The sequence below is a fragment of the Teichococcus globiformis genome (genome assembly GCF_042646265.1).
Taxonomy (GTDB): Bacteria; Pseudomonadota; Alphaproteobacteria; order Acetobacterales; family Acetobacteraceae; genus Pseudoroseomonas; species Pseudoroseomonas globiformis.
The window spans coordinates 22,919-44,409 of sequence record NZ_JBHRTN010000011.1; the positions used below are offsets into that span (position 1 = coordinate 22,919).

The 21,491-nt window shown below is 65.8% G+C and carries 17 protein-coding genes; all 17 read right to left on the minus strand.

Going from position 1 to position 21,491, the window contains the following annotated elements; genetic code table 11:
- The 17 genes from ACFOD4_RS12915 to ACFOD4_RS12995 all read right to left on the minus strand — a co-directional run bounded on the left by ACFOD4_RS12915 (position 1) and on the right by ACFOD4_RS12995 (position 21,442).
- Complete coding sequence (locus ACFOD4_RS12915) at positions 1-3,099, minus strand: efflux RND transporter permease subunit (RefSeq protein ID WP_379597018.1); 3,099 nt, start codon at positions 3,097-3,099, stop codon at positions 1-3.
- Positions 3,096-4,373, minus strand: a complete 1,278-nt coding sequence (locus ACFOD4_RS12920) for an efflux RND transporter periplasmic adaptor subunit (protein WP_379597019.1) — start codon at positions 4,371-4,373, stop codon at positions 3,096-3,098. The genes ACFOD4_RS12915 and ACFOD4_RS12920 overlap by 4 nt, the downstream gene beginning before the upstream one ends.
- Before the next feature lie 18 nt (positions 4,374-4,391).
- Entirely contained in the window at positions 4,392-5,801 is a 1,410-nt protein-coding gene (locus tag ACFOD4_RS12925; RefSeq protein ID WP_379597020.1) for an efflux transporter outer membrane subunit, read from the minus strand.
- A gap of 4 nt (positions 5,802-5,805) precedes the next feature.
- Complete coding sequence (locus tag ACFOD4_RS12930) at positions 5,806-6,273, minus strand: periplasmic heavy metal sensor (RefSeq protein ID WP_379597022.1); 468 nt, start codon at positions 6,271-6,273, stop codon at positions 5,806-5,808.
- Positions 6,273-6,686, minus strand: coding sequence for a hypothetical protein (locus tag ACFOD4_RS12935; protein WP_379597023.1), 414 nt, complete (start codon positions 6,684-6,686; stop codon positions 6,273-6,275). Before ACFOD4_RS12935 ends, ACFOD4_RS12930 begins: the two co-directional genes overlap by 1 nt.
- 5 nt (positions 6,687-6,691) lie before the next feature.
- Complete coding sequence (locus ACFOD4_RS12940; protein WP_379597024.1) at positions 6,692-7,342, minus strand: sigma-70 family RNA polymerase sigma factor; 651 nt, start codon at positions 7,340-7,342, stop codon at positions 6,692-6,694.
- 156 nt (positions 7,343-7,498) lie between these two features.
- Positions 7,499-8,821: a hypothetical protein gene (locus tag ACFOD4_RS12945; protein WP_379597026.1), complete on the minus strand. Its 1,323-nt coding sequence runs from the start codon at positions 8,819-8,821 to the stop codon at positions 7,499-7,501.
- A complete protein-coding gene (locus ACFOD4_RS12950) occupies positions 8,821-9,945 on the minus strand; it encodes a hypothetical protein (protein WP_379597028.1) in 1,125 nt (374 codons plus the stop codon). The genes ACFOD4_RS12945 and ACFOD4_RS12950 overlap by 1 nt, the downstream gene beginning before the upstream one ends.
- A 31-nt stretch (positions 9,946-9,976) precedes the next feature.
- A complete protein-coding gene (locus ACFOD4_RS12955; protein ID WP_379597030.1) occupies positions 9,977-10,723 on the minus strand; it encodes an HAD family hydrolase in 747 nt (248 codons plus the stop codon).
- 12 nt (positions 10,724-10,735) lie between these two features.
- On the minus strand, positions 10,736-12,862 hold the full coding sequence (locus ACFOD4_RS12960; protein ID WP_379597032.1) for a phosphoribulokinase/uridine kinase: 2,127 nt from the start codon (positions 12,860-12,862) through the stop codon (positions 10,736-10,738).
- Positions 12,853-13,443 (minus strand): phosphatidylinositol-specific phospholipase C/glycerophosphodiester phosphodiesterase family protein, encoded by a 591-nt coding sequence (locus tag ACFOD4_RS12965; protein ID WP_379597033.1) that lies wholly within the window; start codon positions 13,441-13,443, stop codon positions 12,853-12,855. Before ACFOD4_RS12965 ends, ACFOD4_RS12960 begins: the two co-directional genes overlap by 10 nt.
- 33 nt (positions 13,444-13,476) lie before the next feature.
- On the minus strand, positions 13,477-15,144 hold the full coding sequence (locus ACFOD4_RS12970) for an NTP transferase domain-containing protein (protein WP_379597035.1): 1,668 nt from the start codon (positions 15,142-15,144) through the stop codon (positions 13,477-13,479).
- 14 nt (positions 15,145-15,158) lie between these two features.
- Complete coding sequence (locus ACFOD4_RS12975) at positions 15,159-16,262, minus strand: class II aldolase/adducin family protein (protein ID WP_379597036.1); 1,104 nt, start codon at positions 16,260-16,262, stop codon at positions 15,159-15,161.
- A gap of 89 nt (positions 16,263-16,351) precedes the next feature.
- On the minus strand, positions 16,352-17,584 hold the full coding sequence (locus tag ACFOD4_RS12980) for a glycosyltransferase (RefSeq protein ID WP_379597037.1): 1,233 nt from the start codon (positions 17,582-17,584) through the stop codon (positions 16,352-16,354).
- Positions 17,581-19,293, minus strand: a complete 1,713-nt coding sequence (locus ACFOD4_RS12985; protein WP_379597038.1) for a GMC oxidoreductase — start codon at positions 19,291-19,293, stop codon at positions 17,581-17,583. Before ACFOD4_RS12985 ends, ACFOD4_RS12980 begins: the two co-directional genes overlap by 4 nt.
- Positions 19,290-20,156 carry an aldo/keto reductase gene (locus ACFOD4_RS12990; protein WP_379597040.1) on the minus strand — a complete coding sequence of 289 codons (867 nt, stop codon included), beginning with the start codon at positions 20,154-20,156 and terminating at the stop codon, positions 19,290-19,292. Before ACFOD4_RS12990 ends, ACFOD4_RS12985 begins: the two co-directional genes overlap by 4 nt.
- Positions 20,153-21,442, minus strand: coding sequence for a hypothetical protein (locus ACFOD4_RS12995; protein WP_379597042.1), 1,290 nt, complete (start codon positions 21,440-21,442; stop codon positions 20,153-20,155). The genes ACFOD4_RS12990 and ACFOD4_RS12995 overlap by 4 nt, the downstream gene beginning before the upstream one ends.
- Positions 21,443-21,491 lie beyond the last annotated feature (49 nt).

Genomic DNA, 21,491 nt, shown 5'->3' on the forward strand with positions numbered 1-21,491 from the left:
TTACTCGGCCGCCGCCGGCTGCTCGCCGCGGTGCCACCAGCGCTGGAACCGCGCCCGCACCGCCTCCAGAGCCAGGTAGATGGCGGGCGTGGTGAACAGCGTCACCAGCTGGCTCAGCAGCAGCCCGCCAACAATGGAAACGCCGAGCGGTAGGCGCAGTTCCGACCCCGTGCCGGATTGCAGCACCAGGGGCAGGGCGCCCAGCAGCGCCGCCGCAGTGGTCATCATGATCGGACGGAAACGCAGCAGCGCGGCCTCGACGATGGCCTCGTGCGGGGGCAGCGCGCGGTCGCGCTGCGCCTCCAGTGCGAAGTCGATCATCATGATCGCGTTCTTCTTGACGATGCCCATCAGCAGGATGATGCCGATCAGCCCCACCACGGACAGGTCCAATCCCCAGAATTCCAGCGCGAGCAACGCGCCGATGCCGGCCGAGGGCAGGGTGGAGAGAATGGTGATGGGATGGATCAGGCTCTCATACAGCACGCCCAGCACGATGTAGATCACCACCACCGCGGCCAGGATCAGCCAGGGCTGCCCCTGCAGCGATGAGGCGAACTCCGCCGCGTCGCCGGCGAAGCGCCCGGCGACGCTCTCGGGCAGGCCGATCTCCCGCTCGGCGGCCCGGATGCGGTCCACCGCCTCGCCCAATGACACACCGGGGGCCAGGTTGAAGCTGACTGTCACGGCAGGGAACTGGTTCTCCCGTGTCACCAGCAGCGGCGCGCGCTCGCGGGTGAAGCGTGCGATCTCGGCCAGGGGTACCTGGGCGTTGTCGGTGCCGGCGACGCGCAGCTGGCCGATGGCGGTAGGATCGGTGCGGATCCGGTCCGAGGCTTCCAGCACCACGCGGTACTGGTTGCTCTGCCCGTAGATGGTGGAGATCTGCCGCTGGCCGAAAGCGTTGTAGAGCGCGTTGTCGATGGCCTGCATGGTGACGCCGAGCCGTGCGGCGCGATCCCGATCCACTTGGATGGAGAGGCGCAGACCATCTTCCCGCTGGTCGGTCGCCACATCGCGCAGGCCGGGAACTTGCCGCAGCCGCTCCAGCACGCGCGGCGCCCAGAGCGACAGAGTGGCGGCATCGGCATCGGTCAGCGTGTACTGGTATTGCGTGGTGCTGACGCGGGCGCTGATCTGGATGTCCTGCACCGCCTGCGGATACGCCACGGCGCCGGGGATGGCGGCGAGCCTGGGTTGCAGCCGGGCGATAACGCCCTGGGCATCGAGGTCGCGCTCTGCGCGCGGGCGCAGCACGGCGGTGATGCGGCCGGTGTTCTGCGCCGGGTTCAACGGCCCAGCCCCGGCGATGGCGGTGACGGCAGCAACGGCCGGGTCCGCCCGCACCACCTCCATCACCTGCTGCTGGATGGCGGCCGAGCGGGTGAAGGAGCTGTCCTGCGGCGTCTCGGTGGCGATGGTGATCAGCCCGGTATCCTGCAGCGGCAGGAACCCCTTGGGCATGACGATGTAGAGCCAGGCCGTCAGCGCCACCGTGGCCGCGGCGATCAGCAGGGTCAATGCCTGATGCCGCATGGTCACGGCCAGAGCCCGGCCATAGGCCAGGCGCAGCCGCTCGAATCCGTTCTCGAAGCCGCGCGCCAGCCAAGAGGGCTTGTGCTCGGGCTTGAGGACAAAGGCGCACATCATTGGTGTCAGCGTCAGCGACACCACCATGGACACCAGCACGGCGGCGGTCAGCGTTTCGGCAAATTCGCGGAACAGCCGGCCGACCACGCCCTCCATGAACAGCAGCGGAATGAACACCGCGATCAGGGAAAGCGTCAGGGACACGATGGTGAAGGCGATCTGCCGCGCGCCCTCAAACGCCGCCTGCAGCGGCTTTACCCCCTTCTCGATCAGCCGGACGATGTTCTCGATCATGACGATGGCGTCGTCCACCACGAAGCCGGTCGCAATGGTCAGTGCCATCAACGACAGGTTGTCGAGCGAGTAGCCCATCACGGCCATGACGCCGAAGGTACCAATGATGGAGAGCGGCAGCGACACCGCCGGCACCAGCGTCGCCCGGGCACTGCCGAGAAAGAAGTAGATCACGCCGACCACCAGCGCGACCGACAGCACCAGGGTGAACTGCACCTCATGCACCGAGGCGCGGATCGTTTCGGTGCGGTCCGACACGACGGTCAGCCGGGCGCCGGCGGGGATGGAGCGTTGCAGCTCGGGCAGCAGGGCCTGGATGCGCTCCACCGTTTCCACGATGTTGGCGCCGGGCTGGCGCTGCACGTCGATCAGCACGGCGGGGTGGCCATTGAGCCAGGCGCCGTTGCGCTCGTTCTCCAGCGCCTCCACCGCCTCGCCCACATCGCGCAGCCGCACCGGCGCGCCGTTCTGCCAGGCGATGATGATGTCGTTGAACTCGGACGCCTTGTTGATCTGGTCGTTGGCCAGGATCGAGGAAGCCTGGCGTATGCCGTCCAGCGAGCCTTTCGGCGAGTTCTGGTTGGCCGCGGCGACGGCGGTGCGCACCGCCTCCATGCCGATGCCGTAGGCGGCGAGGCGCAGCGGATCGACGCGCAGCCGCACAGAGGGCCGCATGTTACCCTGCACGGTAACGCGACCGACACCTGTGGCCTGGGACAGCTTCTGCGCCAGCAGCGTGTCCGCAGTGTCCGACAGCCGCATGATCGACAGCGTGTCGGAAGTCAGCGCCAAGGTGATGACCGGCGGGTCGGCCGGGTTCACCTTGGAATAGACTGGCGGGTAGGGCAGGGTCGAGGGCAGGGTACCGCGCGCCGCGTCCAGCGCCGCCTGCACATCCTGCGACGCTTCGTCGAGGCTCTTGTCCAGCCGGAACTGCAGGGTGATGCGGTTTACCCCCGGCCCGCTGACCGAGGACATGACCTGCAGCCCGGCGATCTGCGCGAATTGCCGCTCCAGCGGCGCCGCGATCAACAGTGCCGCCGTTTCCGGTGAAGCGCCGGGAAGCTGGGTCGAGACCTCGATGGTCGGGAAATCCACTTCCGGCAGGGAGGAGACCGGCAGGCGCAGATAGCCGAAGATCCCTGCCAGCAGCACGGCAATGGACAGAAGCGTGGTCGCGACCGGACGGGCAATAAAGGGGGCGGAAACGTTCATGGCGCGGCATCCGCCGATTGCCGACGCCGTCCCTGCCTTGGCGCGTCGGAGGGCGGCGCCGTGTTGCCGGCGCCATTGGCGAGGGCAATGGCGCTGCCCGGGTTGAGCCGAAGCGCGCCGGAGGTCACCACCTGCTCGCCGGGTTGCAGCCCTTCGCGGATGGCGGCCTCGTTCTGGGTGACGGCCCCGAGGGTGATCGGCCGCTGCTCCACCGTGTTGTCGGATTTGGCAACAAAGGCGAAGGCGCCGCTCGGCCCCTGCTGCACCGCCACCAGTGGCACCACTGTGGCATCGGGCAGGGTCTCGATGCCGATGCGCAGACTGACAAAGGCGCCGGGCCACAGCCGCGTCTCGGCATTGGGGAAGATGGCCTTCACCCTGACCGTGCCAGTGGTCTGGTCCACTTGGTTGTCCACCGTCAGAACCGTGCCGCGCTGCGGCGCCTCGTTTTGCGCGATCGGCTGGTTGGGCGAGCCGCCGCTGGCCGGCACGGTCTCCACCGGAACAGGCCCGGCCGCCATGGCCCGCATCAGCCTCGACAGTTCGCCCTGCGGAACGGTGAAGCTGACCGCGATGGGCCGCATCTGGGTGATGGTGACGATGCCCGTGGTATCGCCCGCGGAGACGAGATTGCCCGCATCCACCTGCCGCAGCCCGACCCGGCCGTCGATCGGCGCACGGATGGTGGTGTAGTCGAGCTGGGTCTGTGCCGTGTCGATGGCCGCCTGGTCCTGTGCCACCTGCGCTTCCAGCATGGCGACCTGAGCGCGCTGCGTATCGACCTGCTGCCGCGTCACCCCACTGGCCGCCAGCAGACCCTGGTAGCGGCGGAGGTCGGCCCGGGCATTCTCCAGCTGCGCCTGGTCATAGGCCTTGCGGCCCTGGGCCTGGGCCAGGGCCGCGGCATAGGTGCGGTCGTCGATGCGGACCAGGATGTCGCCGGCCTTCACCTCCTGGCCCTCGCGGAACAGCACCTCGTTCAACGTGCCGGAGACCTGGGAGCGCACGGTGATGTTGTTGAGCGCCTGCACCGTGCCCAGCGCGTCCAGCGTCAGGCGCAAGTCGCGGCGCTCGGCAGCGGCAATGGTGACCGGGATAGGAATGCCGCCTCCCATCCCACCGGGCGGCCCGCGCCGGCCGGGCATACCGGGTGCGGTCTGGGCAGTGCTGAGCTGCGCCTCATTGCCCGTCTGCCGATGCTGCCAGAGATAGTAGCCTGTTCCGGCACCGGCCAGGACCACCAGGGAAAGAACAATGGAGCGGGTGCGGGCCATGGGTCAGGGGGATCCGGATCAGGTGGATTGCCAGCCGCCGCCCAGCGCGCGGAACAGCGCGACGGCGGCCTGCAGCCGGGCGAGCCGCGCCTGGACCAGGCTGACGCGGGCGGAGAACAGGGTCTGCTGCGTGTTCAGCAGGGTGATCAGGTTGATGGTGCCGGCACGCAGCTGCGCCTCGGCGATGTCATAGGCACGGGAGGCGCGGGACAACGCCTCGGCGCGCAGTGTCTCCTGCACGGTGCCTTCACGCAGCGCGACCAGCGCATCCTCGGTGTCGGCGAGCGCCTGGATGATGGCGCGGCGGTATTCCACCAGCAATTCCTCCGCCTGGGCCTGGCTCAGCGACACCTGCCCGCGCCGTGCCCCGCCATCGAAGATGGTCTGCGCCAGCCCGCCCACCAGGGAGAAGAACTGCGATTCCGGCCTGAGCAGCGTGCCGATCATGTCGGACTGGAAGCCGCCCGACAGGCTGAGGCTGATCGTGGGCAGCAGTGCCGCCCGTGCCGCCGCCACATCGGCGTTGGCGGCTGCGAGAGTGGCCTCGGCCGACAACACATCCGGGCGGCGGGCGAGCAGGTCGGCGGGCTGGCCGGGCGCGGCGGCGGGGATGCGCAGATTGTCGAAGCGCCCGGTTGCCACGGTCAGCGCGGCAGGCGGCTGGCCGGTCAGCACCGCCAGCGCGTTCACCCCCTGCTCGGCGCTTTGCCGCAGGGCGGGAATGCCGGCCTGCTGCTGCGCCACCACCGTTTCCTGCTGGGCCAGATCCAGCCCCGTGGCGGTGCCGAAATCCACCTGGCTGCGAATGATGTTGAGGATGCGCCGCGCCGCCGCCAGGTTCTCCTCCTGCACACGCAATTCCTCGCGCGCGGCCAGCACCTCGAAATAGGTGTTGGCGATGGAGGCCTCCGTGGTCAGCAGCACCGTGCCCTGATCGAAGCGACGGGCCCTGGCATCCTGGGCCACAGCCGCACGGAGGTTTCTGTTGCGGCCCCAGAAATCGATCTCGTAACTGGCCGAAAGGGTGGCGTCATAGCGCGTCGAGTTGCGGTCGCGGCTGAAGGCGCTGCTGTTGGCGGTGGATCGGCTCTGCGTCACGCCCGCATCCGCTCCTATGGCCGGCAGCAGGGCAGCACCGGCGATGCGCAGCTGCGCATCGGCCTGCCGCACCCGGGCGGCGGCGGCGGCAAGGTCGAAATTCCCTGCCATGGCCGCCTGCATCAACTGGTCCAGCTCCGGCGCGTTGAAGCCCTCCCACCATTCGGGCACGGGCCATTGCACGGCGGATGCCGCGTCGGCGTGGCGAAAGGCGGCGCCGGGGTCCAGCGCGGAAGCCACCGGTTCGGGGCGCGGACCGCAGGCGGCCAGGGAAGCGGCCATCGACAACAGAAGGGCGGCGGCAGGCCGCCGGATCATCGGCATGGCCATGCCCTCAATCCTGCCCTTCGCGGCGGCGGCCATCCTTGCGGTGCTCGCGCTGACCACGTTCTATGTCCTGCGCCACCAGCGCCCGGCCTTCTGCCGAGATAGCGCCGAGGGCCTGGGTCAGGCTTTCCTCGTAAAGGCGGCTGAACTCGCCCCAGCGGGTGCGGCCGGCGGCCATGGCGGCGCGCAACCGGGCGGCGTCGAAGGGCTGCTGCCGCAGCGCCGCCTGGATTTCAGCGAAACCCTCGCGCAGCCCGGCATGGGCCGGCTCGTATTGGGCCCGGCCCGCCTGCATGGCGCGGCGGAAAGCCTCGCGATCGGCCTCGGGCAGCAGGCGCTCGATCCGGGCCTGCATGCGGCTGGGGCCATGCGGGTTCTGGGCAGGCTGCCACCACAGCACCCCAGCCAGCACAAGATTCAAGGCCAGGGAGGCGCCGAGCGCCCCTTTCAGGATCATCGGGGAACTGAGCCGCATCAGGGCAGGGTGTCCATCATGGCCATCAGGCGCGGGGCGCCAAGGATCTCGTCGGATTGGGGTGGCAGGGGACGGCTCATCCAGAGCGCACAGACCGCCAGCGTGACCAGCGCGCCCGCCCCCATGGGCGCCCAGGGGCGCAACAAGCGCAGCAGGCCGGCCTCGGCACGGGGCAGGGGCTCGCGCGCCACGGCCCGGGCCAGCTTGCCGCGCATCCGGGCCATGGCCGCTGCATCGGGTCCGGGCAGGCTGACATCCAGGGCGTTATCTAGGAACCGGGCGCTGTTGTGCAGGGCCTGAGCCCCGGGTGAGACTTCCAGCAGCGCCTGCGCCGCCATCCGTCGCGCTTCGGGCCAGTGTGCCGGATCGGCGCCATAGGTCTCCAGAAGGCGCGAAAATTCATCGAGCCGCATCGGCTTCATTCCTCATGCCCACGCAGACGGCCAGCCAGGAACTGCCGTGCGCGGCGCAGCAGGCCTTCCAGTGCGCGGGTGGAAACGGACAACGCCGCCGCGGCCTCGGCACCGCTCAGCCCTTGATCGTACGACAAGGACAGGGCGGCGCGCTGACGTGGCGGCAGATCCTGCAGGGCAGCGGTCAACAAGGCCTGGCGCTGCCGCTCGGCCAGGATCGCCTCAGGGCCGGGAGCGGGATCGGGCAGCTCGGTCACCCATTCTTCCACGGCCGGTGGGGCAAAGCGGCGCACCCGGTCGATCGCCAGGTTGGCGGTGATGCGATAGAGCCATGTGCCCAGGCGAGCACGCTGCGGATCGAAGCGGGCGGCATGACGCCAAAGCCGCAGCATGGCCTCCTGCGCCACCTCCTCCGCCTCCGAGGGATCATGGGTGATGCGCAGCGCCACACGGTAGAGCAGCGGTAAATGCCGCGCCGCCAGATGGTCGAAAGCACGCCGGTCGCCCGCTGCGGCCCAGCGCAGCAGCGTCAGATCATCTGCCGCCGGCAGATCGCGCGCCAGCCGCTCCTCGGCGCCCTGATCCGGGATCCATTCGGCGATGAGAGCCTCCTCCCAGGCAGGGCTGGGGTGGGCAAGGGTCAGGATCTCCGGCATGGCTCTCGCTTCATCCGGTCCTGATACGGGCCCAACGACGCGATCCCACGCGGAGGCGCAGGAAAATCTTTCCGGCACGGATGCCGGGTACCGGATTGCGCCGGGTTTCGCCAGCGCGGCTTGTTTCAACTGCGCCGGGAGATGAATGGCCTGGCTTCAGGCAGGGCTGGACGCCGCGGGTATCTTCGCGTTGCGGCCAATCTCGCGGAACAACATCAGCATCGACCAGAAATAGCCAAAGGCCTCATAGGCATAGATGGCCACATAGCCGGCGATGAACTGCTCGATGCTGATGGTCTGCAAGCCGGAAAAGGCGGAGAAGACCAGCATGGCGACCAGCGTGGTGGAAGCCCGCTTGGCCAACACCGAGAGCCGGCCGATGCCGGCCAGCATGGCGCCGCTGATGGTTTGCACCAGCATCAGGAACAGCATGACGCAGATGGCCAGGCGAATCTCCGGCGTCACCACATCCGCATGGCCAAGCAGGATGCCGAAGAACCGGTCGCCGAAAATGCCGATGATGCCGATGGCGCCGAGCATCGGCACCGAGGCCAGAGCAAAGCCGAGCAGCATCATCTTGCGCAGCAAGGCCACATCGCCTGCGTGATAGGCACGGGTCTGGTGCGGCAGCACCGTCTCGCTGACCGTTAGATAGGCGGTCGTGGCAAAGCGCGTCACCTTGTAGAACATGTCGAAGGCGACCAAGGCTACCGCGTCCCGATGCGTCATCGGGATGACGTAGTAGGGGTGGATGTAGATCAGGAACTCCGACAACGACAGCACCGCCGAGGCGGTGATGCCCTGAAGGTCACCGCGCAGCACGGTGAAACCGCGCCGGATGCTATGCCCGGTGAGAATGGCAACCCGCTTGCGCGCCATGACGAACAGCACGGCAAGCGCCACCAGCCACAGTAGCACGAAGCTGACCGCATAGACCATCAGCGGCAGGCCGATCACCAGGGCACCGGTCAGCACCAGCAGCAAGGTGCGGCGGACGCAGTCAATCGCCTCTGTCATCACGTAATGGTCAAAGGCATTGGCCGTCAGACGCAGGATCATCCAGGGCAACGGCAGCACCGAACCTGCGAAGAGCAGCAGGTAGATCGGGTGATACTGCGTGGTGCCGAGATCGAAGCCCCAGACCATGACGCCGAAGATCACGGTGGCCAGCACCGCGATGCCGGAATAGGAGGCGAAGGCCGCGGCCACCGCGCTGCCCAGCGCATCGCGCGAGCCGGTCTCGGGATGCAGGAAGTTCTGCCGCAGTTGCCCGAACAGGCGGATCGATATGCCAAGATCGGCCTGCAGCACCAGCGAGGCAAACGCGATCACGGTGGCGAAGAAGGCATAGCTCTCGAGGCCGACGATGCGCACCAGCGCATAGGCCAGCAGAAAGCTCCACACCGAGGCCAGAACGGTGTTGCTCATCTTCAGCAGAAAGAAGACCGCAGATTTCTTGGCCGCCTTGTTTCGAAGCATCAGCGCCGCCCCATCCAGCGTTCGGCGCGGTCACGCAGCCGGTGTCGGGCAGCCTGGATGGCGAACTTGCCATTCCGTAGCCGCCTCATGATCCGGGGCGACACTGGCAACGAACCGAGTTCACCCACCGCCGAGGCCGCCTCGGCTTCCGGCGCCAGGTCGATCAGCAGGCCTTCCGCCAAGGCGCGGCCGCACCATTCCAGATCCTCCGCCTCATCCCAGGCAACGGCCTCGTTCAGCGGACAACGTTCATGAACATCCTTGCGCAGCATGAACACCCCGCCATCCACATAAGGCGGGCCTTGCTCATAAAGATCCAGATAACGCCCTGCCGGAACGCGCCGCAGATTGGAGGGCACAAGGCGCGGCGCATAGCCCGGCATCAAACTGTCATGCACGCCGAGAGAAAGATAATCCTCCCGTCCTGACCGGGTCTCAACAAGGACGCGGGGCGTCGTGATCTCAAATTCATCGGGAACATGGCGGAGCGTGTCGGGCGCTAGCTGGATACGGCTGTGCATCACGATAATACGGGGGCCCTTCAGAGCACGGATCAGAGCGTTCTTCTTGCCGCAAAGCAGCACCCGCGGACCAGACGGCATCTCGTAGGGCAGGTATCGGATCGAAGAATAGCTATCTAGATAGCTAGCACTCTCGGCAGGGCCGCATACCGTGATCTCGCCATCCCGCTCCGGCGACAATTCCGGCTGGAGCAGCAAGGCATCGAGACATCGCCTCAGTTGCGGCAGTTCGGCCTCCCGGCCGGAGAAAACCACCCCCGCGCTCCAGCCGCAGGGCGGGACAGGCCGGGTACGGCGGAACTCGATCTCTCCGGCCTTGATGTCGAGCCGCAAAGGCTCCGCATCATATGCCAGCAACTTGTGGCTCCATTGCCGCACCGTCTTGAACGACACGAAGCGCGGCCAGAGATCAAAAACATTGGGTGAGGCATCGCGCACCAGCAGCGTCCCACCGGGTCGCAATGCCCAGATGCCGTATTTCAGGGCATGCGGCAGCAGGTTGCGATAGGTGAAGCACCGCGTCTCGACGACGACGCGCGACAAGCCGCGCAACCGTTTAAGGCGGTAGAGATCTTTCCGTGTTGCGGCAGTGAAATCCGTCATGCTGCGGCCTCCTTGGCCTGCGGGGCGCAGATCAGCCCTGCCCGATGGCACCCCGTGCCCAGTCACGAAAAGCAATGAAATTGTGGAAACTGGCATCCACCCCGTCATGCAGGGGGTGGTTGCCGCCATCATGCACCTTCTGGAATGTGGCGGCGTTCAGCACCTGCTTGCTGGCAACCACGTCGCAGGCGGCATCGCCCACGAACCAGACGCGCTCCTCGCGCGTCAGGCCCAGCTTCTCCGCCGCGATCTCGAAGGGGCGCAGGCCGGGCTTGTCCACCCCGGCCTCTTCCGAGGTGACGATGGCGTCGAAATACCGGTCGATGCCGAAGTAAACCAGCTTGCGATACTGGATCTGCGCGGTGAGGTCGGTGACCAACGCCAAGGGCAGGCCAGCGGCGCGCAGTTCGATCAGCATGTCCTCAGCCCCAGGATAAAGCCGGGCCGTGGTCAGCAGGGTGCGCCAATAGGTTTGCTCCAGATCCAGCGCAATGGCCGGCTGGCTGGACAGGCCCAGCATCTCGATCATGCGGCTGAAGTAAAGCAGGCGGTTATGAGCGCTGGCTGTCTGGCCCAGCATCGCCTTCACCGTCTTACGGGCACGCGCAAAGGCCTCGTCAAACTGTGCCGCGGTGACTTTCAGCGAGCTTTGGACCTTGCCCCGCACCGCTGCCATCGCCCGCTCATGCGGACCATGATAGGCGTAGAGCGTGTCATCCAGGTCGAACAGGATGGCGTGCGGCTTCTCCTGCAGGGCGGCGGCGTTCAGGATCTTCATGGAGGCGCGACCTCAGCGGCGTTTCGGGCGCAGCTCGGCCAGCTGCAACAGGATGATGAGCTGCATGATGCCGGTCATGCCCGCCTGCCAGTTGGGGCGGCGCGCCAGCAGCTCCTCGAGATGCGGCACCATCTGCTGCGCAGTGAGCTGGATGTCCTCGGCCTGCACGTCGCTGCCATCGATCACCAACTCAGCCATCCGATGGCCGACTGCCTGCGTCACATCGACCTGCGTGCCGCACAACGCGATCAACAGCCGTGCAAGCCGGTCAATGTTGACGGCACTGCGGATTCGCACGCGCAACTTGAGGGGCACCGGGCCCAAGTAGTCGGGGTTGCGGATCAGTTCCGGGTCAGCCGGCAACAGCGAGAACACCACGTCTGCATGGTCGCGCTGCGGCCGAATAAAGGCCTCGAAATCCGGCATGCGTCGCTCGATCGAGGCCAACACCTTTTCCATCGCATGGCCGCGCTGGCGCACATCGCGACGGATCTTGAAGAAGCGGCGCAACGCCTCGTCCATGTCGAGATAGGCGGCCAAGTCGAGCCGCTCCCGCAGCTGCGGCGGATAAAGCGCGTGAAGACCGGTCACCATCACCACATCGCTGGCCTGGATGCGGCGGGGTGGGGTGAACAGGCCGGTCGCGTGGTCGTAGTGGCGGCAATGGATTGGCCGCCACTCGATCAGCGACAGCGCGTCCCGGGTGAAGCCCTCCAAGTCGTTGGCGCGCGGATCAAGATGGGTGAAGGCCTGCCACAGCTTTCCGCGCCGCTCGAACAAGTGATAGTCGTCGCCAGAGATGCCGGTCACCGCCCCCTCGGCAAACAGCCCGGCAAGCGACAGGGCCAGCGTGTCCTTGCCGGTGCCGCTGTCGCCGGCGATGCCGATAGCGACCGGATGCTGCGACAGGCCGAAGAAGTCGTTCTCCTCCAGCCCACGGCGTAGCATGGTCAAGGCCAGCACCATGCCGAGCGCCGTCAGCATTGAGAAGAGCAACGAGGACAGCCTGAGATCCGCCTCGGCATCGCCGAGCAGGAAGGGCATTGCCCCTGACTCCAGCCCCAGCAGGGGCAGTCCCGGCATCGGCGTCATGATCAGCTTGTGCAGCACAAAGGCGGCGGAGAAAGCCAGCACGAGCAGCATGCCGCGCCGTTCGGCCCGCAAGCGGTAGGCGACCAGAAAGGGCACCAGCCACAGATACCATCCAACCGCCGAAGGGGTGAGCAGCAGCACCACAAGAAAGGCGACGCCGAGCACGATGGACAGAAGGCTGAAGCTCATGCGTCCCACGGTCCAGGCGCCGTAGAGGCCGAGCAGATATACCAGCGGCATCAGATACAGCTTGTGCCCGGCGCCCACCGCAACATCGATATCGAGGATCGACACCATGCCTGGGCTGACCAGCAGCAGTTTCGGATTGTGCAGCAGCATCTGGTGCAGCGCCGGCGAGAACAGCAACGGGGGGCCGAGCAACAGCAGAATGGTGGCAAGGCTGCCCACCAGGAAGCGCGGCAGCCGGTCACGATGCCGCCGGTGGGTCCACAGGAACACGGCCAGGAACGGCAGCAGTGCGATCATGACGAGCTTGGCGCCAATCGCCAGGCCGAAGACGATGCCGGCCCGCGCCGTCATGCCCTGCTTCAGCAGCAACAGACCCAGCACCATCAGCAGCGCCGGCACCACATCCGTGTCGCCGTACCAGTAGGTGATGAAGAGCACGATCGGCGACAGCCAGTAGATGCAGAGGACATGGCCCTCCGCCCCCTGATGCAGGCGCCGCAACGCTCTCAGCAGCAGGTAATCCACCATCAGAAGCGTGGCGCCGAGCGCGACCTGGGCTCCAGCCGCCGCGTTCCCGGCAAGGCTACCAGCCAGCATACCGAGGCCAACAAACGGAGCCTGCACCAGCAGCATCACCGGTCCGGCGAAGAAGTCTGGTGGATATCCTGTTTGATTCAGAAAGCCGGTCCACGGATCAAGTCCCGGCGCGGACAGGGCCCGCACCATGAAGGGCGTATACCCATCGGACTGCAGATCCGGCACCAACAGCAGGACTGCCGCGATGCGGATCGCCAGGCCGAAATGGAACCAGGGATTGCCGCGCAGATCGGCGGGAAGCAGAGCGGAGGTCAATGCCACAACTCGGGGGTCTTGGTGCAGACGGCTTCGGCGGCAATGCCCTGCTCCGTCAGCAGCGCGCGCATCGCGGCGATCTCCGACGGGTCGGTGCGGCCCTGCAGTTCCGGCGAAACGAGGCAGAGCTTCATGCCCGCCGCCTTCAGCCGATTGGCCTGGACGCGATCCAGCGGAAAGCGGGTGAAGCAATCCACCCATATCCAATCCACCTGGCCCGCCAGGGAAAGGGCGGTCTCCACCGTCTCGAACTCGGAAACGCGCACGGCGCAGCGGCGCTCGCCGCGCTTCGCGGTGCGGATCAGAAAGGGAAAGGACTGATCGAGGAAAAAGAATTCTTCGATGCCGCGCGCCTTCATCAGCTCCAGCAGCCGATCCTCAAGCCCTTCCTCCTTGACGTTCAGGATCAACATCCTGTGCCGGTAAGCGGCCAGCCATTCCTCAAAATCCAGCGCATCCGCCACGAAGGGATCGTGATGGATGATGAGCCGTGAACCCTGGCTGCGAAGATCCACCTCGACGCCCTGATTGATAGGTGTCGCTGCCAGCTGCTCAAGCGTGTTGCGGCGATGCGCAATGGAGATCATCGGAAGGTTCCGGGCGCGTCGAGGGAGGGTCGATTACCAGTTGTCCGCACGACGCGGCGCTGGGCGCGGCGGCGTGGGTGCGGCGTAGCGCACCTCCAGCCCAGCCACGGCGTCGGCAGGGACGCGGCGGTCATGCTGCAGCCGATAAGGATGGCGTGCCCATTTATGAAAGCAGGATTGCCAATACTCGAAGGTGTACAACTCATCCGGCGTACCCCAGCCAAGATAGTGCGACACCTCAAACAGCCGACAATCAAGTCCAAGCCCGACCGCATCGTTGATGCAGGTATCGATGTAGAACTCGCCATTCACCCGCGCATCGCGGGCGATCATGCGCTCCGCGGCGGCGATGAAGTCGCGCGCGCGGCGGAAGGTGAAGGCGCCGATGACAATGGGGTCGGCCGCCGGGTTGGAGAGCGGCTCTTTCACCGCGACACGGGTGATCGTGCCATTCACCCCAGCCTCGATCCAGCCATAGGAGGTTGGGCGCCGTTTGGCTGCCGGATGGCCCCGCACGCCCCAGACCAGTACATCCGGCCCGCCTTCTGCCATCAGCGCATCAAAGGCGGCGGCGTCGAAGATCACGCCATTGTCGCAGGCGCCGATGGTCAGCGGTTGGTCGAGTTCGATCCCTTCCATGCCGGCCAGGCAGGTGCTGGCCTGGCCCTCCGTCAGCTTCTCCAGCATCGTCGTCTCGGTGCCGGAGATGCCGTCCCGAAGTGCGGCGATGATGCTTTCCACTCCAGGCAGGTCACGGCGCAGGATGAAGCGGCTGCGCGGTGCGGCGGGCAAATCGGTTGCGGCCTGCACTGCCATGGCGCGACCGGACACTTCGATCAGCGGCTTGGGCAGAGCGTGGCCGGCCTCCCTGAAGCGCTGCCCGGCGCCAGCCATCGGCACCAGAACGGTGCCATCCTGAGCGGGCGGCTCAGGCGCATCGGCCAGGGCGCAGAAGGCGTCTGACCAGCGCTGGTATTCCTCCAGATCGGCGGGTGTGCCCCATTGCATGAAGTGCTGTAACTCATACACCGCGACCGGAAGCCCATCGGCGAAGATGGGCTTGTAGACGAGGCTTGCGTAATATTCGCCATTCACCGCGATCTGCTGCCGCAGCGTCTCGCGGCAGTATTTCTCCATCAGCGCGGCGGAGGCGAAGTAGTAGGTACCGGAGGAGGCGTACTCCTCCATCGGCCGGTTGGTGAAGGGCTGCTTCTCCTGGATGTCCTTCACCCAGCCATTCTCGTGCCGCAAATAGGCATAGAAGGTCGAGCCCAGGGAATGCGGGTGAAAGCCGCGATAAGCAGGAATGGCACCGGCGCAATTCGTCTCTGCAACAAAGGATGTGAAATCCTGCCAGTCCCAGAAGCAGGTGAAGTCGCAATAATTCACCACCACAGGCTTCTCGGGATCGAGCCCCGGCATTGCTTGCAGCACGGCGTGAACAGGCCCGAGCTTATGCGGCGCGATGCTCAGGATGCGCCCTGTCGGGCACAGCTCACGCAGGATGTCTTCCATGCGATAGGTGGGCTCGGCCAGATGATCGGCATTGCAGATAAAGGTGACGTCCGTTTCACCAGGAAAAAGATCCAGCACATGGGCGATGATCGGCTTGCCATCCACTTCGATCAGCGGCTTCGGTACGGGGTATCCGGCACGGCGGAACCGCTCCCCAAAACCCGACATGGGGATGACGATCTGCATGGTCTGGCTATCCATCAAGACGCGGCGTTGAGCGACTGGCGGTACTTCTCGGCATCCCAATCCAGCAACTCGGCCTCCTGTTCCGCCGACAGAAAGACAAGCGGCGCCGCAGGGTCGATGCGGGGCAGCACCAATCCCAGACACGCTGCCATCTCTTCCGCTCCGGCTCCCAGGTCAGAACGTATCAGAACGCCCAGGTTTTCAACCAACACGATAGTTGGAGCAAAATATTCTCTATTTTTAGATAGTGCGCTCTCTGCTTCCCTTGTCGACATGACCGGCTGTGGAGACACGCCCAGGAACACCACATGATCCGGGTAGAGAGCTCCCTGGCTTGCGATGCGGGCCGCCGCCGGATCCGTGGCAGCGGCATGCGCCACGGCTAGCTTTGCCGGTCGATACCGGCCCGACGAGCAGGCTGCCAGCCGGTGCAGGGCCACCAGATCTGCCGAGGAGCTGGGGCGAGGCGCCCAACACAGCCGCTGCTCCACTTCGGCCAGCAGGGCCTCGGCGGCCTCTGCATTGTCGCCGCCCACCACCAATCCGTGATTGCCCAGCAGCAAAATATCGGGACGAGCCGGCATCACGACTTGCACGGCGCGAGTGAGCGGCAGGCCCGGCTTGGCGTAGGGCACCCAGGCCCAGCGCAGTCCTGCAAGCCGTTCCGCTACCAAAGCCCTGCCATCGGCCCGGACGGCAAAGGCGATGGCATTGACCGAATGCACATGCAGCACCACGCAATGCGGCAGCAGCGCATGCAGGGTCGCTTCGATGGAAGGCCGCAAGGTGCTTCCGGGTTCAAGGCAGGCCGGCAAGGCAGGTTCTGCTTCGCCATTTGCCAGACGGTGGCGCAGGTCGCGTAGATCCAAGCCAACGAAAATCGGCTTCTCCATGGCCGCAGAAAGCCAAGTGCCTGAAGCCTTGACCCAGAGCTCCTTTTCATTCCGCTTAATGGAGGTGTTGCCACCAGCGCCCTGGATCAGGTGGCGATCGGCGCCAAGCCTCGCCGACAGCCTTCGCAGCGGCTCCAGCAATGCTGCCAATTCCTGATCCGCCATGCCGTGCCCCTCCAGCGCCTGCGCCGCGCTGCCGGGACAGGTTTCCAGCCTCCAATCCATCCTGGTTGAAAGCCGGACAGGAGAGGCGGGCCCTACTTATCTCATAAGTATAAAAATATTCTGTTTATCACGATTTTTTGGTTAATCTTCTAAGCCGCAGTGCTGGCGGCGGCATAGGTTTGTTGGCCATCCATGGGGGAGGAGGCCGCACCGCGCCGCTCCTGGATGGCATCGCAGAGAATGCGTCCCCGCTCGCTCCAGTCGAAAGCATGCTCCGCGGCGATGTAGGCGCGCTGCTGCTGTGCATTGAGCACCGCCATGTCATCGATCCGCTCCAGAACCGCCCGCAACAGGCCGGGCATCTCCGGCTCCAGCAGCATTTCCGACTGCACGGAATCTGGCAGGCCACTGGCGCAGACCGTGAGACCTGCCACTGGCACACGGTTGAACACATATTCCAGCAGCTTCATCTTAAAGCCGCCGCCAATCGGCTCAGCCACCACCGCCATGCGGGCGGCCGCCAGGTAGGGCGCCGGATCATCAACAAAGCCGGTGAAGCGCGCCGCCTTGTAGCGGCCTTCCAGTGTGCGGCGGAAATCCTCCGGCATGTCGCCGACCACCAGGATCTCGACCCCCGCCGCCGCCAGAACCGGATCAGCCTCGTCGAGGAAGATCTTGAGGTTGGCCTGCTTGGCCGACCAGCGATAGGAGCCGAACAGCACCACAGCGCGTGGCGTCTCCGCTCCGATCACCCGCTCAGCAACCCGGGTGCCGTCATAGCCAGGCACCAGCGGCAGCATCGGCACGCCCGGCGCGTTGGCGGCGAAGAGGTCGGCATCGTGCTGGGTGATGGTGGTGACCAGATCGCTGTTGCGAGCGATCCAGCGCTCGAACCAGCGGGTCTTGAGGTAGTTCTGGCCCATATAGGCGCGCTTGTGCAGCGGTGCCGTGGCATCGCGCCACTGCATCCCAGTGACGCTTTCCTCGTGGTCATGCGTGACGAAAACAAAGGCAGGACGGCCGGCAAAGAGGTGCTTGTGCCGCAGCACCCAGCCCATACCGTACTGATCCACCACCACCGCCTGCCAGGAGCCCTGGCTCGCCAACGCTTTCAGCGCGTCATGGTAGGCCGATGTTTCATGCCGCGCCGCAACCAGCGGCATGGCGCTGAGCAGCGAAGGAATGCGCGCACGCGGCCCGCCCGGCACGATGTGCCAGGTGACGCCCGGCATGGGCTGCGGCGGCGCCTCGCCCGCATAGCCAGCGAAGGTGACATCCACCCCTGCGCCAGCCAGCGCACCGGCCAGCTTCGCCGTGTAGATCCGGTCCCCCGCCGTCCAAGGAAAGGGCATGGCGCGGGCCAGCCACAGGCAGCGCATCATCGGGCAAGCTCCGCGACATTTTGTACGGGCGCGGCGTCACGCGCCGCTTCGGACTTCAGGTGGTCAGCCAGGCGCAGCGCCAAGGCAACAATGGTCAGCGTCGGATTGGCGTGGCTGCAGGTGGGGAACACCGCGGCGCTGGCAACAAACAGGTTGGGGACGCCATACACGGCACAATTCGCATCGACCACACCATCGCGCGGCGTCTCCGACATGCGCGCCGTGCCGATATGGTGCCCACCCACAGGGGTGGAGGCACGCACCTCAGCCTCGATGGTGCTGTCGTCGAAATCGAGGCGTGCCGTGCCGGACCGGGCAAAGGCGTCGCGTGCGACGCGCATGGTGCGCACTAAACTGTCCACATCCACCGGATGCAGCCGCCAATCGACCTTGAGGCGCGGCAATCCATAAGCATCGCGCTGATCGGACAGGGTCAGGCGGCTGTCAGGGTTCGGCACCTGCTCGGCGTTGATGTCGAGCGGGTAGCTGCCATCGCGGCTCCGCACCACTACGAAGGGTAGCTTGCGGCTGGAGAACGTTCGCTTGCGCAGCCATTTCTGGCCGAACATCAGCACGCCCGGAGAATCCAGTACCACATTCGCCATGTGCCGGGCCCAGAAGCCGGCATCGCGCTTCATCTTGCCGCGATTGGCGATCTCGATGGTGGCGAGCTTGCGGCGGTACTCGGGAAGGATGGCGTCCTTCACCAGATACATGGCCGACAGCACGCCGCTGCCATGCGCAGGATCGGCGATCAGCGGGTAATGGAAGCGGAAAATGGTGTTGAGCAGCCTTTCGCGCCGCTGCGCCGTACCGGTGAGCGCCATCTTGCGCCGGACATAGGCGCCATCCGGCGTCATCTCGAAATCCAGCGCGAGAGGGCGGTCGCCCGGTGTCAGGCGCAGCCGGCCCAGCGTGTTCTCGGCATGGCACATGTAATAGCGGCCTAGCGCACCGCCCTCATTGCCGAGCCCACCGCGCCGGCTGGCATCCGAGGCCATCAGCAACCGCGTCACGTCGAAGCCGCCTGCCGCCAGCACATAGCGCCGCGCCCGAACAGTGAAGCCACGCCCCGGAGCGCTCGCCGCCTCCAGTCGCTCCACCGGCCCACTCTCGGCCGCCAGATGCACCGCATGCGCGTTCAGCACCAGCTTCACGTTGGAAGAGGCCGCCAGGCGGTCATGGTGGAACTTGCCGAAATCAGTCGGGCGGCTGAAGCGCTCAATGCGGGTGGCATCGACATCCGGATCAGCAAATCCGTCGATGGTCTGCGGTGCCCCGGGACCAAAGGCCTCGCCCACCGTATAGGCATAGGCGCCGGCCTCGAAGAAATCATGCGCCTTGGGGTAATAGGCGCTCAGCGTGTCCCAGTTGATCGGCCAGCCGCTATGCGGCACCCAGTCGCGTTTTTCCAGGTCGATCGGATCGAAAGGCACGCAGCGCCCGCCCCAGATCGAGGTCGCACCACCCAGCACCCGCCGACGATACATGTGCGGCGGCGAGTGAACGGAGCCCTCGGCAACCTCGCCGTTCAGCCCATCCTGCTGCTTGGGGTCGAATTTGCGCCCACCCGCTTCCAGCACCAGCACCGACAGGCCGCAGCCTTCCAGTGCAGAGGCCAGGGACAGCCCGGCCGCACCGCCGCCGACAATGCACAGATCGGCCTCCAGCTCAGCGCCAGGGGCAAGGGTCAGGGCATCAAGAATCAAACCGTGGTCTCCGGAATAGGCGTGCCGCGCAGATGGCCCAGCGCCTCGTCCAAATGGGCAGAGGAGGTGGTGCCGACCAGCGCCATCGCCTGCGGAAAGAACAGGGATGCATGGATCGCCGCTGCCCGTCCGCCCGGCTGGGTGGCGGCTCCGGTGAAGATCTCGCGCATCATGAATCCGATGCCTTGTGCGGCGCCGGCCTCCAATGCCGGGCGCATCTCCCGCGCCACGGCCAGCGGGATCTGCAGGGCGGCAACAGAAGGCACGGCCAGAGCCGCTTCCGCGCTTGCCACATCATCAACGGAAATGCCCCAGGCACGCAGCTTACCGGCCCGCACCAGACCATCGAGCATGGTGAAGGTCTCGCCACGGCGGATCGCCTCGGCATCGGGGCTGTGCAAAAGGAACAGGTCGATCCGATCGGTGCCCAGGCGCCGAAGGCTGGCCTCGACCGAACTTTGCACATGCCCGGGCGAGAAATCCCGCGGCAAAGCGCCGGCACGCCGATTGGCGATGGCTGCGCGCAGTGAGGGGACCCGCTGCGCCAGCATGCGCAGCGGCGACTTGGCCAATGCCACCACGCGCTGCGCCGCGGTGAAGCGCTGCCCTGCCTTTGTCACCAGTGTCACCTCATCCCGCCGGCCATGGATGGCACGGCCAATGAGCCTTTCGCTTTCCCCCTGACCGTAGATGTTGGCGGTGTCCAGCAGGGTGACTCCAGCATCCAGTGCGTGATGCAGAAGCTTCTCGGCAACTGGACCGGTGCAGCCGCTCAGCGTTGAGCCGAGGCGGCTGCAGCCCAGGCCGATGGCGGAAACACGGAGATTGCTGCGCTGGCCCAGAAAAACAGGCGGAAGCGTCATGAAGCCGGCCGGATGTTGAGCGGGGGTAGCCAATCCTGATTCTCCTGCTGCAGGGCGGGGGCGCGGGCGGGGCGCTTGGTCAGCACACAGAACAGCAGCAGCAGAACCTGCAACCTCGGATCGAGAAGCATGCCGCCGAAGGTGAAGAAGCCGATCAACATTGCCCAGCTGATCCAGCGCGAAAACGTGTCGCGGAACAGCGCAATCAGGAAGTAGGGCCAGAAGATCATGGAACCGATCAGGCCGTACTCGAACAGCATCTTCGCCCAGGCCGGATCATGGGCCTCGTAAGTAACGATTTTTGCGTGTTGCGCATAGGAGCCCGGCCCAAGGCCGAATACCACGTCCCGAGCGCTGTCGAACAGAAAGGTGCCGATCAGCCAGGCACCGGCCACGAAGCGTGCATTGGCGCTGGAATTTTCCGACCCGAACTCGTTCACGCGGCTGAACAACGCATCGGCGTTCCACATGCTGCCTGTGGCAATGACGATGATGCCGAACACCATGGCACCGAAGATCGCGCCATAGGCACGCCTCTGCAGCATGACCCAGGGCGTCAGCAGCGCCAGCAGGATGATGCCGGTGCCGGAATAGGAGGTGGGCAAGGCAAGGCCGTAGATCAGCAGCCGCAGCGTCGCTCCGCGATAAAGCAGCTCCAGCACAATGGCGATGGCCAGATACTGGGAAAAGGTTGAAGGCTCGACAAGAAAGAAGCCGTTGCTTTTGAAGTAGGGTGAATCCCAGGACAGCGGGTTCGCCGTGTTGAAGCCGGTGAGCAGGATCTCGTCCGGCAACAGGCCGCGGAAAGTGAAGGGAATGGCCGAGCCCACCACGAACTGCATGACGAACTGCAGGATGCCCATCAGCGCCAGCACCACGACCATCTTCTGGAAGGCGCTCACGCAGGCCTGGAACACTTCCTCCGTCCGCTCGGTACCGAGCGAGAACATGAAGGGGATGTACATGATCAGGAATAACACCAGCGACGGCATCGATGCCGCGCCAGCATTGATGGCGGCACTGAGCGCCACCGTGGCCGCCAGCAGGAAGAACAGCACGGTCCGCACAGGATCGAGCGTCAGCGAGCCGCGCAGCGCCAGGGCCCCGATGCCGACCAGAGTCACCAGCAGATTGATGGCAATGCCGTCAGGTCCGATCGGGATGGCGAAGCGCTGCAGGAAGATCGAAGCGAAGAGGATGGCGATCAACCATCGCGAAACGCTTCGCACCTCCTCGGCCGCCCGGCTCTCGGCGTTGTGCGGCAGAATATCGAGAGGCGAATTCACGGGCCGCAGCCTTTCCTGTGCGTGTTCATGACGGGAAAAACCAGCCTGT

Excerpts from the sequence above, each read along its gene's own strand:
- ACFOD4_RS12930 (WP_379597022.1), bottom strand. The coding sequence starts at position 6,273 with ATGCGGCTCAGTTCCCCGATGATCCTGAAAGGGGCGCTCGGCGCCTCC.
- ACFOD4_RS12970 (WP_379597035.1), bottom strand. The coding sequence starts at position 15,144 with ATGCAGATCGTCATCCCCATGTCGGGTTTTGGGGAGCGGTTCCGCCGT.
- ACFOD4_RS12945 (WP_379597026.1), bottom strand. The coding sequence starts at position 8,821 with ATGCTTCGAAACAAGGCGGCCAAGAAATCTGCGGTCTTCTTTCTGCTG.
- ACFOD4_RS12925 (WP_379597020.1), bottom strand. The coding sequence starts at position 5,801 with ATGGCCATGCCGATGATCCGGCGGCCTGCCGCCGCCCTTCTGTTGTCG.
- ACFOD4_RS12935 (WP_379597023.1), bottom strand. The coding sequence starts at position 6,686 with ATGCGGCTCGATGAATTTTCGCGCCTTCTGGAGACCTATGGCGCCGAT.
- ACFOD4_RS12915 (WP_379597018.1), bottom strand. The coding sequence starts at position 3,099 with ATGAACGTTTCCGCCCCCTTTATTGCCCGTCCGGTCGCGACCACGCTT.
- ACFOD4_RS12955 (WP_379597030.1), bottom strand. The coding sequence starts at position 10,723 with ATGAAGATCCTGAACGCCGCCGCCCTGCAGGAGAAGCCGCACGCCATC.
- ACFOD4_RS12940 (WP_379597024.1), bottom strand. The coding sequence starts at position 7,342 with ATGCCGGAGATCCTGACCCTTGCCCACCCCAGCCCTGCCTGGGAGGAG.
- ACFOD4_RS12975 (WP_379597036.1), bottom strand. The coding sequence starts at position 16,262 with ATGGATTGGAGGCTGGAAACCTGTCCCGGCAGCGCGGCGCAGGCGCTG.
- ACFOD4_RS12920 (WP_379597019.1), bottom strand. The coding sequence starts at position 4,373 with ATGGCCCGCACCCGCTCCATTGTTCTTTCCCTGGTGGTCCTGGCCGGT.
- ACFOD4_RS12950 (WP_379597028.1), bottom strand. The coding sequence starts at position 9,945 with ATGACGGATTTCACTGCCGCAACACGGAAAGATCTCTACCGCCTTAAA.
- ACFOD4_RS12990 (WP_379597040.1), bottom strand. The coding sequence starts at position 20,156 with ATGACGCTTCCGCCTGTTTTTCTGGGCCAGCGCAGCAATCTCCGTGTT.
- ACFOD4_RS12965 (WP_379597033.1), bottom strand. The coding sequence starts at position 13,443 with ATGATCTCCATTGCGCATCGCCGCAACACGCTTGAGCAGCTGGCAGCG.
- ACFOD4_RS12980 (WP_379597037.1), bottom strand. The coding sequence starts at position 17,584 with ATGATGCGCTGCCTGTGGCTGGCCCGCGCCATGCCCTTTCCTTGGACG.